This is a genomic window from Sphingopyxis sp. (assembly GCF_035250425.1).
Lineage (GTDB): Bacteria > Pseudomonadota > Alphaproteobacteria > Sphingomonadales > Sphingomonadaceae > Sphingopyxis.
In genome coordinates this window covers 25,044-39,664 of sequence record NZ_DATFFD010000170.1, presented here as the reverse complement: position 1 = coordinate 39,664, position 14,621 = coordinate 25,044, and the positions used below count along the sequence as shown (strand labels likewise).

General features: G+C 62.8%; 12 protein-coding genes. 1 reads left to right on the top strand and 11 read right to left on the bottom strand.

The genetic code is table 11. The features are described 5' to 3' along the window. Positions 1 to 70: 70 nt before the first annotated feature. The 3 genes from VJ811_RS10160 to VJ811_RS10150 all read right to left on the bottom strand — a co-directional run bounded on the left by VJ811_RS10160 (position 71) and on the right by VJ811_RS10150 (position 2,385). A complete protein-coding gene (locus VJ811_RS10160) occupies positions 71 to 1,015 on the bottom strand; it encodes a FecR family protein (RefSeq protein WP_324072155.1) in 945 nt (314 codons plus the stop codon). After that, complete coding sequence (locus VJ811_RS10155) at positions 996 to 1,544, bottom strand: RNA polymerase sigma factor (RefSeq protein WP_324072187.1); 549 nt, start codon at positions 1,542 to 1,544, stop codon at positions 996 to 998. The genes VJ811_RS10160 and VJ811_RS10155 overlap by 20 nt, the downstream gene beginning before the upstream one ends. 442 nt (positions 1,545 to 1,986) lie before the next feature. Further along, positions 1,987 to 2,385: a DUF6961 family protein gene (locus VJ811_RS10150; RefSeq protein WP_324072154.1), complete on the bottom strand. Its 399-nt coding sequence runs from the start codon at positions 2,383 to 2,385 to the stop codon at positions 1,987 to 1,989. 14 nt (positions 2,386 to 2,399) lie between these two features. Between VJ811_RS10150 and VJ811_RS10145 the strand changes: the two genes are divergently transcribed. Then, positions 2,400 to 2,660, top strand: coding sequence for a hypothetical protein (locus tag VJ811_RS10145; RefSeq protein WP_324072153.1), 261 nt, complete (start codon positions 2,400 to 2,402; stop codon positions 2,658 to 2,660). A 6-nt stretch (positions 2,661 to 2,666) separates the two neighbouring features. Here the strand turns inward: VJ811_RS10145 and VJ811_RS10140 are convergent, their stop codons facing one another. The 8 genes from VJ811_RS10140 to VJ811_RS10105 form a co-directional block, all read right to left on the bottom strand. After that, on the bottom strand, positions 2,667 to 3,020 hold the full coding sequence (locus VJ811_RS10140; protein WP_324072152.1) for a hypothetical protein: 354 nt from the start codon (positions 3,018 to 3,020) through the stop codon (positions 2,667 to 2,669). Between the two features lie 109 nt (positions 3,021 to 3,129). Beyond that, positions 3,130 to 3,735 carry a superoxide dismutase family protein gene (locus VJ811_RS10135; protein WP_324072151.1) on the bottom strand — a complete coding sequence of 202 codons (606 nt, stop codon included), beginning with the start codon at positions 3,733 to 3,735 and terminating at the stop codon, positions 3,130 to 3,132. A gap of 346 nt (positions 3,736 to 4,081) precedes the next feature. Then, on the bottom strand, positions 4,082 to 6,250 hold the full coding sequence (locus tag VJ811_RS10130; protein ID WP_324072150.1) for an Atxe2 family lasso peptide isopeptidase: 2,169 nt from the start codon (positions 6,248 to 6,250) through the stop codon (positions 4,082 to 4,084). 118 nt (positions 6,251 to 6,368) lie between these two features. Beyond that, entirely contained in the window at positions 6,369 to 8,945 is a 2,577-nt protein-coding gene (locus VJ811_RS10125) for a TonB-dependent receptor (RefSeq protein ID WP_324072149.1), read from the bottom strand. A gap of 91 nt (positions 8,946 to 9,036) precedes the next feature. Further along, entirely contained in the window at positions 9,037 to 10,089 is a 1,053-nt protein-coding gene (locus VJ811_RS10120; RefSeq protein ID WP_324072148.1) for a FecR family protein, read from the bottom strand. Next, positions 10,086 to 10,592, bottom strand: a complete 507-nt coding sequence (locus VJ811_RS10115; RefSeq protein WP_324072147.1) for an RNA polymerase sigma factor — start codon at positions 10,590 to 10,592, stop codon at positions 10,086 to 10,088. Before VJ811_RS10115 ends, VJ811_RS10120 begins: the two co-directional genes overlap by 4 nt. Before the next feature lie 475 nt (positions 10,593 to 11,067). Next, complete coding sequence (locus tag VJ811_RS10110) at positions 11,068 to 12,258, bottom strand: hypothetical protein (RefSeq protein WP_324072146.1); 1,191 nt, start codon at positions 12,256 to 12,258, stop codon at positions 11,068 to 11,070. Positions 12,259 to 12,680: 422 nt separating this feature from the next. Next, complete coding sequence (locus VJ811_RS10105; RefSeq protein ID WP_324072145.1) at positions 12,681 to 14,303, bottom strand: CHAT domain-containing protein; 1,623 nt, start codon at positions 14,301 to 14,303, stop codon at positions 12,681 to 12,683. Positions 14,304 to 14,621: the final 318 nt, after the last annotated feature.

Here is a 14,621-nt window from a genome sequence, read left to right as displayed (position 1 = left end):
TCCGGCCCCCCGCATGACAGGACGAGCAGCGAAATATTTTCCGATGTACGGTGACAAAAATATTTCAGACTTATCGTTCGAGATGGATCGTCTCTCCTGCCACCCGCACGCGAGCGCCGAGCGTCGAGGCCACGGCCCGCGCAAATGCCTCGGGCTGGTCGACGCGAAAATAGCCGACAAGCGGTTCGCGCCCGAGCGCAGGATCGTCGATCACGATGGCGCGGCGGTTGTAGCGATTGAGTTCACCAGCCGCAAAACCGAGGCTCTCGCCGTCGAGCGCGAGTTCTCCGGTGCGCCAAGCGAGGGCGCGATCGACCCCGCCGGGCGCCGGCGTGACCTTCACTCCGCCCCTGCCCGCCGGCACGAAACCGCGATTTCCGGCCGGGATGCGAACACGCCCGTCGCCTCCCAGTGCCCAGGCTTCCACGACACCCTCCGTCACCAATATTTCGGCGCCCGCAGCCGTCCGGCGTACCGAGAAAGCGGTGCCAACCGCCTGCACCCTTATCTTTCCGGCCTCGACCAGAAACGGCCTCGTCCGGTCATGTGCCACCTGAAACCAGGCCTCGCCATTGTTGAGGCGAATATTGCGCTGGTCGCTGGCCATCTCGATTTCGACGTCGCTGTCGGTATTGACCGATGCCACCGAGCCGTCGGTCAGCGGCACCCGCCTGATCTCGCCGACGGCCGTGGCAATTTCGATCCGGTCGGAGCGGCTAGCAGGCACAAGAAACACGGCAAGGGCGACGGCTGCGGCCAGCGATCCGGCCGCAGCAATCGGCTTCCAGAGCCTCGCCGAACGCGGACCGCTCTCGCGCTCGTCGCCTTTGCTCAAGGCCCTGCCGCGATCGAGATAGGCGAGCGCGGCCTCGGCACGCAGCAAGGCGCCGGCCCGGCGCTCATCGACGGCAAGCCAGTGATCGAGTTCCTTCTGATCGGCCGCGTCGAGCGGTCCGCCGTCGAGACGCACAGCCCAGCGTGCTGCCGCCTCTTCGTCAGTTTCGCTGCTTGCCATCATTCCTCTCTCGCAAATTGTCTTGTTGTTGTTCCTGGTCTCGCCCCTGCTCGGCGATCGCCTTCAGGATCAGCTTCAGGCCGCGTATCGCCTGCGCCTCCACGACCTCCTCGCTGACGCCCATGCGGGCGGCGATCTCGCGCTGAGGCAGGGCCTCGACGCGGCGCATGTGAAATATCTCGCGGCACCGGTCGGGAAGCGCGTCGATCAGGGCGCGAACGCGTTCGAGTTCCAGACGCGCGCTGACACGCCGCTCGGGCCCCGGCCCCTCGTCGGCGAGAGCCAGGGCATCCACCTCGGCAAGGCTGTCGATCCGCACGATCCGGTCGCGGCGAATGCGGTCGACGAGCACCGTCCGCGCTGCGGTGAAGAAATAGGCACGCCCGTCCCGGATGTGGGACACATCGTCGAGCCTCGCGAGCTTCAGATAGGTATCCTGGACGATATCGCCGATTTCATCCTCGGCGACCGCCATACGCCGAAGCCGCGCGCGCAAATCCCCTTCGTGAGGAACAATGTTGCTCCCCACCCAGGCGACAATGGCTCGACGATCAGACGGCAATGAACCCTTCGCTCCCTGTTTCCGCAAGGCTATCAGAACAGGACGATTGGCGGCGAGTTTTCCTATGGGTGCTCGATATTTTTTGCCGCTGATGGTGGTCGTGGCCGATTTAAGACGGGCTGCCTTTCAGGCGAGCGTGGTGAAAAGCGGACATTCATAGCTGTGGTAATATTCCCCATCGCGGCCTGCCAAATTTTACGACGAACGTCGAGAGTTGCCGAGGCGCAATGCGCCCGCCGGGCTCGATTCGCCTCGCGCTCAGGCCCGTAGGTGAACTGCCGGGAATATCCGCGCTCCCGACGGTCATCTCTGGGAAATTGTCTGGAATCCGGCCAACCTGCCCGAAACCGATCGACAAGCTGGCCACACACCGGTCGGCGCGTGTTTGCCGCGAGCGCCTTGGCCCGGTTTAGCTACCGGGTGCTGGCCCGTCTTCGCGAAAAACCGCCGCGGAACCCTGCCCTGTCAATGACGCGCCTACGGGCTTGGGCTCGAGTATGGGAGCACCGATACGGATCGCATGGAGATCGTCGAGGCAACCAGCCACCTCCGACCAGAAATCGGCTTCCGTCAGTTCTCCGGCGTCGCGAAGATGTCGGATCTTCTGCGTCAGTATCTCCGGTCCATGATCGCCATATCGATTTTCGATGGCGAGCACTTGGCCCCAAAGGTCGTTTTCGGCCCGGCTTCCCATCGGTGCGACTCCATTTTGCCCGCCGAGCATATCACCGATCCCGGACCCTTCCAAATCCACGGGCATGACGGAGCGTTCGGCGGGTTCGCGCGTAATGCTGGCAGAAATCGGCATTTCGGGAGGATCACATGGCCATCGAATGCACCGCCTATCGCGACGACAAGGGAGGATTGCACTCGACGCCCGAGAAAGCGACGCTTGCCGATCTTGCAGGCGTGCTCGGACGGGTGGGCGAAGAAGGCGGCATGACCGCAGGCGTCGCAAAGCTGCTTTTCGAAAAACGCGAGGAAATCGAACGCGTGTTCGCTGAACACGACCGAATGGTCGGAGCTGCCGACATCGCTTCCGGCGAGGGCGGCGACGTCATCCCGATCAAGGAAGCCAAATAGTCTCGCTCAGAGCGGCGAGTGCTGGTGGAAGGCGAGCTTCCAACCGTCCGTGCGCCGCACATAACCGGAACTTACCAGCGCCGCATAAGGCTCGCCGTCGGCGCGCGTCACCTCGGCGCGGTAGCTGATGATTGCGAAATCGTCGATCTCCAGCACTTGGCGATCTTTCATCGCGAGGTCACGCCACCGATTAACGCTCGTCGCGGTTGCTGCCACCTCGGCGCGCGAATGCACGCCATGCATCTCGCCCATCTGCGGAAAGGCGAGCAGGCATTGTTCATCGACATTATCGAGGAAATGCTCCTTTCCCTTGAGCCAAAAGCCCTCCTCGATCTGATAAAGGTCCTTTCCTGTTGTCATTGTCCCATCCTCTCGAAATCACAGATAGCGCGGAAAGCCTGTATGGCGCACCGCTACGAAGCGGCAGCGTTGCTGGATCGATGGCGCAAGGGTGAACGCGCGGGCAGGATCAGCCTTTCGGCGTCCTGACCGCTTGGCCGACGTTGAATATTCCGCACGCGATGCGATCACCGCTGTTGCCTGACGGGTCGGTCTTCTGGTCGTCGGCCGAGGCGTGGACCACCATGGCGGATTCGTCCGCGTCCATCAGGCCGGCGAACGTTGCACCCTTCAGTTCATAGGTAAGCCTCCCGAGACCATTTGCGTCCACCACGAGGTTCGGCATGTCGCCGGCATGCTGCCCGGCGGGCGCTTCAAGGCCGTGCTGAGCGTTAGCCGGGTTCCAGTGCGCGCCCGCGCTTTCGAATTTCGGTGCGTCGCACTTGCCGGTCATGTGGACATGCACACCATGGTCGCCCGGCGGGAGCCCTTCGACCTGCAAGCTCAGCATCACGCGTCCATTGTCGACAGAGGCCGTCGCCTTGCCGACTGGCTTGCCGTCTGCTGCCTTGAGATCCGCCATGGCGTATTCGGTCGGCATCGGTCCGGCGGCGGTCGGCGCAGCTTCTTCCGCTGCAGTGTTGTCATCCTGCGCCGGGGGCGTTGAAGCGTCAGGCGGGTTGCAGCCCGCCAACAGGACCGGAAGGCCGACCATGGTCCAACATATTCTGTTCATCTCGAAAGCTCCCTTGCCGATGCCTACGCGAGGCCAACCATCGAACGCCGGCAATGTTCCGCAGCTTGGCGTGAGAGCGATTGATCGAGCGGTGCGCCGGCACCGGCATCGGGCTGTGAGATATCCGGATTTCCGGCCACATGCTCCTCGGGAGAATATTGATTTGAAAGAGAACGTGCTCGACGACGCGCAGATTGTGAAAAGCAGCTCAAGGCCTTCTTCGCCGACCACGGGCTTACATGCAGCGATCACTCCGGTTCGACGCGCTCGTGCCAACTGGCCGACTTCGGACTGTCCGCTACGCATCGCAATCAGGGCAAAGCGGACAGAAAGGACCTCCCTATCCCTAACGACAATAAATTGGTCGGCTCTCGCCCGTCAATCGTTCGCATTGAGCGCCTCGCATTGCTCGCCAGTGCAGGACTTCATCCGCCTTCGCAGGATCAGCACTTTCGCGATCCTGGAACCAGAAGCGGAACCAATCGAGATTTCGCTCATAGACAACTAGCCTGTGTAGCGGCTGCCATTTGTTGTGATACTCATTCGGAAAGACATACATATCGACCGACTTTCCCTGCTCGCGCAAGGCTGCAAATCCGTCTATTGCCGTCAGATACTCGCGATCGGCCAGCTGCATCAGAAGCGGCGTGTCAATCTCTCCGGCATTCTGGATTATCGACCCGGGCTTCCAGAATGTCCGATCATCTGACGTGCCCGCCGGAAACCCCTGCTTGCGCATCATTTTGGCGAATGCCGGGCCAATTGTCGAATTGACCGCCCAAGGCTCCAGGCAGCAGGTGCTGATAGAAGCAGCCGCGAAGCGCTTGCTGTTAATCAATGCGAAGGTCGTCGTACTCGCTCCGTCGCTCAATCCCGTAATGCCGATCCGGGCCGGGTCGGCGATTCCGAGATCGATCGCGCGCTGAACACCGCCCATAACAGCCGACTGTATGCTCCATCGCTCCGCCCAGCCCTCGTCGTTCGCGGCGCGCAGCTTCACGGCGTCGGTTTCCATCGGCTTGGCGGCAGCGACCGGCAACGGTCGTTCCAGCGCAAGAACGGCGAAGCCATGTTCGGCAAACAGGTGGATAGGATATTCATTCCCCGTCGCACCGCGCAGAAAGCCGTTGGCACGATATGTCGTCACGATCAGCGGCAAGCGCACGCCACCTTCATATCCGGGCGGCAAGACCAGATCGCCTCTTACCTCAAGACCCCGATCATTCTTCCACTCCAGTCGTTGAACGCGGCCGAAGCGGATGGATGCGAATTCGGGATTGGGGTCGTATAATATTTCAGACTGTCCGTTGGCGGGGTCGATTTCGACGATGCGCGCCGGCGTCGTCGCATCTTCTCGCGTGCAGATCAGCTTACCTCGTGCCAGCCCGCAGCCATTGATGACATCTTTCGTCGCCAACAGCCGCTCCGGCGGCCCCTTGCCGGGCTGCCAGCGATAGAGCCCCATCGAGCCGGCGTTCCACCCTTCGCGTTTTAGAAAAAGGAGGGTCTCGCCAGCCACCGTCCACCACATGCCGGTGAATTTGCCGCGGCAGGCGTCCTGCTCGCATGCAATCTGTTCCCCTGTTTCCGTGCTTATTTTTATCTGCTGCTCGCTGAACGGGTTTGGGGTCAGGCTTTCCGCAATCGCGATTTGCCCGCGAGGGGTCCGGACCGACATGGGAAGTGTTTTATAAGTGATCGGATCGGGAGGTAGCAGCGCCCGATCTCCCTCCGACCCACGGCTTTCCCGTCCGTTTTCCGGATCGATCCTGTATATCGATAACGGTGTAGCAGAAACCGGCATAGGCCTGTCGCCCATCATCGGCACATAGCGATCATCGTACCGGAAGCCGGTCACTGCTTCGCGCGCAACGCTGGCACGCTCCGCGAGCTGTCCCGTGCGACTGGCGTAGATAATCGTCCCGCCCTCCTGAGACCATGCGAATTGCTCCACGTCGATCTCGCCGCGGGTCAACGCGTGTGCGGAGCCTCCATCTGTCCGCACGGCCCAAAGTTGCGTCACCCCTTCATCGCGCCGAAGGAACGCGATCCATCTTCCGTCGGGAGACCAGGCAGGCGCCAGCAAGACCGGAAATCCCGTCTCCAGAATGACGTCGCGATAGTCCCCGCTTCCGAGAAAAATCTCGCCGCCCCGATCGAGCAGCCGGGGCGACGCACCGGCTTCCGCCTCCATGACCGCCAAGCCGATGCAATATGCGTTGGTGTCCGGATCGGCCCGCACCAGCGTAAAGGCAATTTTCCTCCCGTCGGGCGACAGCGCAAGCGCGCTTTGCCTGCTGCTGGGGCTATTGTCGCCCCGACCGATATCACGCACGCGGAGAAGATCGAGCGCGGTAATCGGCCTCTTCTGGGCTCCCGGCGAAGCGGCACTTTTCGATGCCGGCAGCAGGTCATCGCACCGCGCCGAGGCCGAGGGCGCCAGAACGAACGCTGCAATCACCGCTACGAAACAGATCGAAGAGCGGAAGGTCGTGGCGCCGACGCGCCTGTTCAACACACTGTGAATCACGGCAAACATTTCCCTATTAGAGTGCGCGGCCATGGCGCCTCCCCAGTGCGCTCTTTCCGGAGAGACCCGATCGGCAAACCCGCCGAATGGACGACCAAGGGCGTCAGAATCTCTTCGTCAGCTTGAAATTGATCGTGCGACCGACGATCGAATAATTGGTCGAGTCATAATCGACATAGAAAGCCTGGGACGGCTTCAGATAGGGCGCGTCCTTGTCGAACAGATTGTTCACATAGACGCTGAAGCCAAGATCGCGGAGCGGCCCCGACTGGATGAAATATTCCGAAAAGATGTCCACGGTCGTCATCGATCCGCCCTTGACCGGGGGCGTGCTATCTATGTCGGTCACGCCCGTTATGTAGTTGACGTGCGCCGCCAGGGTCAGCCCGTCGCGGCTCCACGACGCTCCCGCTTTTCCGCGAAATTTGGCGGGAAAAAATCGCACGCCGGCAACCGATTGCGCCGACGACAGTGACGAGAGGGTCCGCTGGCCCTTCAGCCAGCTGCCCCCGGCCGTGAGGCTGATATCGCCGTCAAGAAGGCGCGTCGCGTAACGGGTCGATATATCGACTCCCTTCATCACCTGCCGGGCGGCATTGACCGTACGATTGTCGATCACGGCAACGACCTGGGCGGGATCATAGGCGATCCCGGAGCTGTTGATGAAAGCGTCCGACTGGGCAATGAGCATCTCCTGATAGGCGGCGCTCGGCGCCATGGTCAGGAATTCCGCGAAAACCGGATTGGAGAAGGCCGTAAAGAGACTCGTGATCGGCGTGACCACGCGTCCCCGATAGTCGATCCGGAACCAGCCCGCCTCCAGCTGAAGACCGGGCGCGAAACCGGGGCGCGCGGTGAATCCCGCCGTAAGCACATTAGCGCGCTCGGGTTCCAGCCGCGGGTTCCCGCCAGAGCGCAGGAGGACGAGGCCGGTCCCGGGCGCCCCGCCGAAACGCGCCGCCGAATAGACGAGGAGAGTGGTATCAGCGAACTGGTCGCGCATGGCTGGTGCCTTGAAGGACCTGCCCCAGCTTGCCCGGATATCCAAATCGCGAACCGGGCTCCAGACGACACCAGCCTTGGGGACCACGACATCGCCAAAACCATTATAATTCTCATAGCGGACCGCGCCCTGCACGGTCAGCCTTTCGATACCGCCGACCTCCTGCTCCGGAGAAACCAGAGGCAGCAACAGTTCGCCAAAAGCATAATAGTTCCGCGTCGTCGCGTTGACGGCCAATGCCTCGGTGTTCAGATCCAGAGCCTGAAGCTTATTGCGACGATAGCCCCCGCCTAGCGCAACCTTCGTCGCTCCGCCCGGCATTTCGAACAACGGACCATTGATCGAGAACTCCGCTGCCTGCGACTGATTATAATAGCCGTAAGGCCTTGCCGAATAGAAGGAGTCGTCGATCACGTTGAACAGGTCTTCGTTGCGATCGAGATCATTCGTTCCGATAGTTCCTTGAAGACGAGCCGCCCATGCTCCCAGCTCCACATTGACGGCGGGCGTAATGGACCAGCTTTCGCTGGTACTGTGATGATCCGCGTAGATGCTATTGGACACGAGGAACTGGCGGTCGTTGGTTCTGCGGCCATATTGGCCAGTGAGGCTGATATCGGCCGAACCGATGTCCTGCCGCACGACAGCCAGCAGGCTGAGCTGATCGCTTGCGGGCACAACGGACTGCTCGGGCAAGGGCAGATAAGATAGTCGGCCTCGATCGCTAGCACGGATCTGTGACCGTGACGCATAATCGACGCCGGCCATCAGGCTGCCACCGCCCCAGACCTGGCCAAAGGCAGCGCTATACTGCTGCTCCTCGCCACCACCGCGGGTCGCGAGGCCGAAGCGCGCCGATACCTCCCCACCCTGATAATCCCGCTTCAACAGGATGTTCGCCACTCCGCCTACCGCATCCGATCCATAAATGGCGGACGCGCCGTCCAGGAGAACTTCGACCCGTTCGATCATCGCCGTGGGAATGGAAGAAACGTCGGTAGCCTGGTAAAGGCCGTCGAACGGCAGGCGCACGCCGTCTACCAGTGTGAGGGTCGCATCAGGGCCCAGCCCGCGCAAGTTGAGGCTTGCCCCGCCGGTGATGTTGAAATTGGTTATACCTCCAGCGGTCGTGCCCGAAGAAACCTCCGGGTTCTGCCCACCGGAGAAATTCTGCGGCAAGGCACGAAATACCTCACCTAGATTATTATGGCCGGCTTCGCGCATGTCCTTGGCAGTGATAGCGACGATCGGCGCGGTCGGCGGCCCGCCTGCGATCCTGGAGCCAGTTACGACGATGTCGCCTTGCTCTTCGGATGTGTCGGCAAGGATGGGTGCGCTGGTTTCAGTCGAGGCGCCGTTTCCCACTGCGCTCACGACCCATGCACCGCCGCGCGCCCGCGTGACCGTAAGCCCCGACCCGCGCAGCAGGACGGAAAGACCCTGTTCGGCACCATAGGAACCCTTCAGCGCCGGCGCCGTCTTGCCGCGCACCAGCGCGCCGTCGAACAGGATCTGCTGGCGCGTCGTGCGGGCAAAGGCCCGGAGCGAGGCATCGAGCGACTGGGCAGGCAAATCGAACCGGTAGGTCTGCGCCTCTGCCAAGGCTGGCACCGGCGCCGCGGCCAGCACCGCAACCGACATGCCCAACAACATCCTGTTCGCCGTAAACCCCGTCATCGTCTGCCCCCTGTCCTCGCGCCGCAACCCAGCGGCATGGGGGATAAGACGCGCGATGCCGGCGGACTCACACCGCGGCCCGCAAAATATCTCAACGTGCCCTGCTACCGATGACGATCGCATCCCCGGAACGGCGTACATCGAGGGGATAGGCCATCTGCGCGGCATCAAGGAATGCCTGGGCGTCGCCGGCGTTGAAGACTCCATTGATCTCGATTGCCGCCGCCCGCGTATCGCCCACCACGATCTTCGACCGGCTATAGCGATTAAGCCTTTCGACAACCGAGCTCAGCGGCTCATCGACGAAGCTCAATTGCCCGCCTTCCCATGCGAGCGAGCGTGCGACATCCGCCTTGACGATCTGCGGCACCACGGGCGCGTTTACCGGTGCGACAAGCTCGCGTCCGGGGGCAAGAGCGATGGCGGCCCTTCCCGGATTGCGCTTGATTTCGAGCAGCCGCGCCGCCGCGGGCGGTTCGCCCCGAACCACCGCGACGCTGCCCTCGTAGAGGATGACATGGAGTTGATCGCCGAGCAGTTCGACGCTGAACGCTGTCCCCGTCGCAACAACCGTTCGCCCCCCCGCGGTCACCGTGAAGGGGCGCGCCGCATCCTTCTCGACGTCGAACTTGGCGCGTCCTGTCAGCAGGCGGAGCGTCCTCCGGTCCCCCGCCAGATCGACCTCGACCCGCGTCTCGGCATCGAGTGACAGGCGCGACCCGTCGGCCAGCACGAAAGTCCGTCGCTCGCCAAGCCCGGTCGCATATTGCACCGGCCCGCCGCGCCCCGGCCACAAGGCAACCGTCAGTGCGAGCAGAAGACAGGCCGCCGCGGCCATCGCCCAATTCCATGGACGCCGCGCGTTACTTCGCGTCCAACGCCGCGCATTCGCGTCGCGCATGGCCTCGAGCGCCTCGGCGCGCATCGCGATAACCTCGGGCTCACCCTCCATCGCGTGAAGCCCGCCCCACACGGCCAGCGCGCGCTCGAAGGCCGGCGAATGCGACGCGTCGGCGGCGAGCCAGGCATCGAACTCGGCTTGTTCGCCGGGCGCCAGTGGCGCGTCCGCCATCCGGATGCACCAGACACCCGCGACATGGTTCGCGCCTTCTCCCTCTTCCCGGCCCGGTTGATTGTCGTTCATTCGGCCTCTCCCAGCCTGTCGACCAGATAGGCCATCGCGCGATAGATATGTTTTTGCACGGCGCTGGTGGAGATACCGAAGCTGTCGGCGATCGTCCGGTGGTCGAGATGTTCGTAACGAAAGAGAAGAAAGATCTGGCGCGTCCGCTCGGGCAGATCGTCGAGCCCGGCGCGCAAGATATGGATGGCCTCGCGTCCGGCAGCGACGCGGTGCGGGTCAATCGGATCGATGCCAGTTCCTTCGGTCGCGCGCGCACCCGCCACATAGTCGCTGCGCACCGCCATGCGGCGTCCCCGGTCGCGCAAGAGATTGGCCGCGACCTGAAAGATATAGGCGTCGGCGCGCCGCATCTCCCGATCGTCCATAGCGGCGATCCGTGCGAAGACCTCCTGCGTCAGATCCTCGGCCTCACTGTGGTTGTGGACCCGGCGAAGGAAGAAGGCGAGCAGGCCGGGACGATGGTCCCGGTGCATGTCCATCAGTGCTTCCTGCCTGTCGCTCACGCACGCTCCTGCACTTTTCCGAACGGCGAAGTCCGGCCGAATGACATTAGACGCACGAGCCGCGCAGAGTCACACTCGACCTGGAAGCTTTTTCTTTAAGCGGTGTCGGCCGCTTGCGGACCGCCTGCTTTAACTGCGAAATTCAACACAAGCAGACATCCGCATTCGCCGCTCAACCGCTATGCTAGGGGCCGCAACGGTTCCACAACCGCCGTAATCGAGGCCATCAGCTCGGCGAGCGGTCGCGCCGCACGCTGGCAGTCGCGAGCCCGACGAAGGTCACGTTCGGCCAAGGTATGATTTTTACCTCAGGCCGCACCGAGACGAATAATCTAGCGATGTCGAGCTTCGCGCAGAGGAGGCGCCGATCGTGTCATCGACGGTCGAACACACTTCAACGCCTGTCGCGCCGCAGGGCGCAAAACCGGCGCTGCGCTGCGGACTCATCCGCCGAAAATAGCCCAAAGCGGGCAGGTCAGAGCGAAACCGCGCCGATTCCAGAGACGTCAAGCTGACCGATTACCCGCGGTTTCACGCCGCCGCGCAGGATGGCGAGCCCATCAGGCGCGAGCGCGGCGATCCGGGTTTCGCCAAGGAGCAGATTGTTGCGTATACCGGGCTCGAAGCGCGGCGCGGAAAGCACTCGTGAAGGCCCTTCGCTCCCGAGGCCCTGCTGCCCGCCAAAAGGCCGGTCAGCCAAAGGGCCAGGATCGTCCATCGCGAGCTTCAGCGCAAAGCGGAAAGCGTCGAGTTCCATCGCGAGCATGAGTTCGCGCTGCGACCGGAAGCGCGGTACGACGAAATTGAGCTCGCCCGCGTCGACAATGTCGAACCTGCGCACCTCGGAATCGAAATAGGGCAGCTGCAACAGGCGTGCCGCGGGCCCGCGCGCGCCGATCAGAGTTAGCGCCGCACGATAATGGCCGCGTGCCACGGAGATCGACGGCCCAACGGTGCCCGGCCCCTCCGCAACTGGTTCAGGTCCGCCCCCCGAATAGCGCGCGCGCACGCGCGCAGGCACGGATCGCAGTGCAGCCACGCCTGCTTCCCTTCCGGCCGGAATATGAACCCCGATGGCGTAACCGCCGACGATGGGATCTCCCGCCGAAGTGCGATCGAGCGCCCAAGGGCGCACCTGCTTCTCCCACGCTTCTTCGACCTTCGCCCGCAATGTGCCGAAGGGCGTCTTCGAAGAAGCCATGCCCTTGACTTCGGAGAGAATAACGCTGCCGTCATCCCGTCCAGTACTCCAGACATAATCGGGCCGGCGCCGGCTACGCGGCAGCACTTCCTTGGCGTGGTCGACCCAAGTGAAGCCGGCATTCTGCATTGCGATTGCGGCGACACCGACTGCCATGTCATGTGCGAACTGCACGAGCCCCTGATCGGCGAGATCGCCGATATCGATCATCGCCCGCAGGTCGGGAGCATCGCGGTCAATCAAGACCTTGATCGTCTCGCGCGCGTTGCGCTGGAAGGTTCGAACGACTGACTCGCGCGCGCTGGCGAGCGCTATCATGCGCCCGATCGCAAGATAGAGTTCTTCGAAGCCTAACTCGAGCGGCTCGTCGAGCGCCGGCGGCAGGAAGGGCGCGCCGCGCGTCGGCCAGCTGCGCCGCCGCTGGCACTTGACCTCGATGGTCTTGGGTTCGGACGACCAGACCATGGGAGGCTAGGACGCAGCGCTAGCCGTCCGCGCCGGCTTGGAAGTCCGGCCACGGCAAATCGTCTCGGTAATGCGGCAAGGGTATTCGATTTGCGCGTCTATCCGGTCTGTTTCTTCAGCGGTCGTGCGATAATATTTGGAACGGCTTAAATTCATCCAGGTTACCTCAGGCCTCTTGGACAATCCCATCAGACCGTTGACCCGAAAGATCGGAATTCGCGCCGGCCCCGTCAAGTTCGGCATAGTTTTGCCTGCAGCAGTTCTTGTCCATCGCTGCGATTGAAAGCTCGCACACACTTACCCGGCATCTGCCTTCTAGACTTCCTCGCCTCCGGAGCCCGTTATCCTGCTGGCGTGCGGATCGCCGCCGAAGTAATCGCCAGCCTGCGGTGTTTGTTGTCAGTCGGCATTCCAATGATCGATCAGGATAAGTCTTTTCGATCGGCTACGTCATAGCCCGCGGCTCGAAGCAAGGCGCGCGATTTGAAAACAATGAGCTCGGGATTGCCGATTTGCACATATCGGATGGCGTCCGACCTCGCGATCGTGTCGCGCCCCATGGCCTCCACCGCTTCGTCGCTGATATCGAGCAAGGCCCCCAAGCTATGCAGGGCGCCTTCCCACCACCCCTCTTCCTGATGCGCGGTGGCGATAATCGCCGCCAGATTGATTTGCGCATATTGGTCCGACGTGATCGCCCCCCGCTCGATTTGCGGTTGAAGCAGGTCGAAGAGAAGATGGAGGCGCAGCATTCCGCCCATGACTTCGCTCCAGAGCACCGCGCGCCCGCTTTCCCCAGTGATCATGGGCAGGAATTCGGCGAGGCGCCAGATCAGGCGTGCGATCAACAGCGCGGAATTGCGCGCATCGACCGGAAGCAGGCTGCCTAGCACCGTTACCGCACCGGCGGTCAGGAAGGCATTGGCGGTCGTCGCGTGCGACCGGTCGGCCGCCTGGGTATCGCAGGCGCTCAGGATGACGACCGGAGGCACGCGAATTTCCGTGCGCAGGTCCCAGACCGAGACGTCTTCTGTCCCGACCCGCAGGACCGCGACGCCGCTCAGCCGGTCGTGGCCGCCGTGACCATCGAAAACCATGACGGCTCCCTGAAAGTCATTGAGCGCGGCAACGAGGTCCGCGCGCGATCGGGCCTTCACAATTCGGACATGGACCTGATCGCCATAGGCCGGGGCCCATGCCGCGAGCATGTCGGTCAATATATCGCAGATCGGATCGCCAGGCTCGATCGCCGAGACGACGAGGATTTCGCGAAAGGCGTCGCGATCGAGATGAATCAGTTCCGATCGGGCCAGCACACCTGTCATCAGATTGCCGGGCGTTGTCGTGATACGCGATACATTCTTGCGCAGCATGAGCGGAAGCCCCCCGACGGGAAGCCATTCGAGCGGGACATCGGTTACCAGTTTCACGCCGGTTTGCGATCGTTCGATGACCGGGAGCAGCTGGGGACCGATCTCGGCGACGAGCCGGGACTGGACCTCGGCGAAAAGCTTGACGAGCTTGCGCGCGTGCCCCGCTTTCCCCGATCGGGCATGGGCCGCCATCTGGCGGATTGCTCCCTGCACCCGGTTGACGGCGGCGGGCAACCGGATGGTGGCCGACAGCGTTCCCGCCGCAGCCAATCCCGCTGCCACGACCTGAAAATCCAGCTCACGCCGCCGGATGTCGAGGAGCGCCATCGCGAGCTGGTCTTCCAGTATCGCAAGCCAGGTCTTGCCGCCGCCCTTGAGTTGATATCCTGTCTGGCGCCGCATCATTTGGAGCAGGTTTCGTGCCGGCACCCCGGCTTTCCCGGACGGCAGATTGAGTCCGCCCTCGTAAACAAAGGCATAGAATGAAGGCGCCACGACATAGAGATCGGGCTGCGACGGCGTCGTGCGGAGGGCGGCCGCTCCGTAATTCGGCTCCCGAATGTCGAGGACGTCATGCGCGAGACGGGAGATCTCGCGCAGAAAATCGTCGGGGTCTGCGGCAAGCGGTGCACTCACCTCCTCCACGACGAAACCTGCACCGGCGAGCGCCATGACGTTCGGGAGGGTGACATTATGGGGCTGGACCGGGCGCGAGAAGGGGCGCAGGTCGCGCGGCTTCCAAGCGCCCAGCGCCTCGGCGGCGAGGCGCATCTCGAGGTCCGGCCTGTCCTCCGCGACCTGCGCCAATATCGCCCTGAAATGCGCCTCCAGCATGGCCTGATCGAGCTCCCGCAAGGGTGTTCGTCCGCGTCCCGGGATTTCGCTGACATGGAGCGGCCGATCGAAAAGCCCTGAAACGGGCTGGCCTGTTCGGGATCATCTTCGGGGACCACCAGGAAATAGGCGATTTCGGGACGAAGCAGGTGCGTC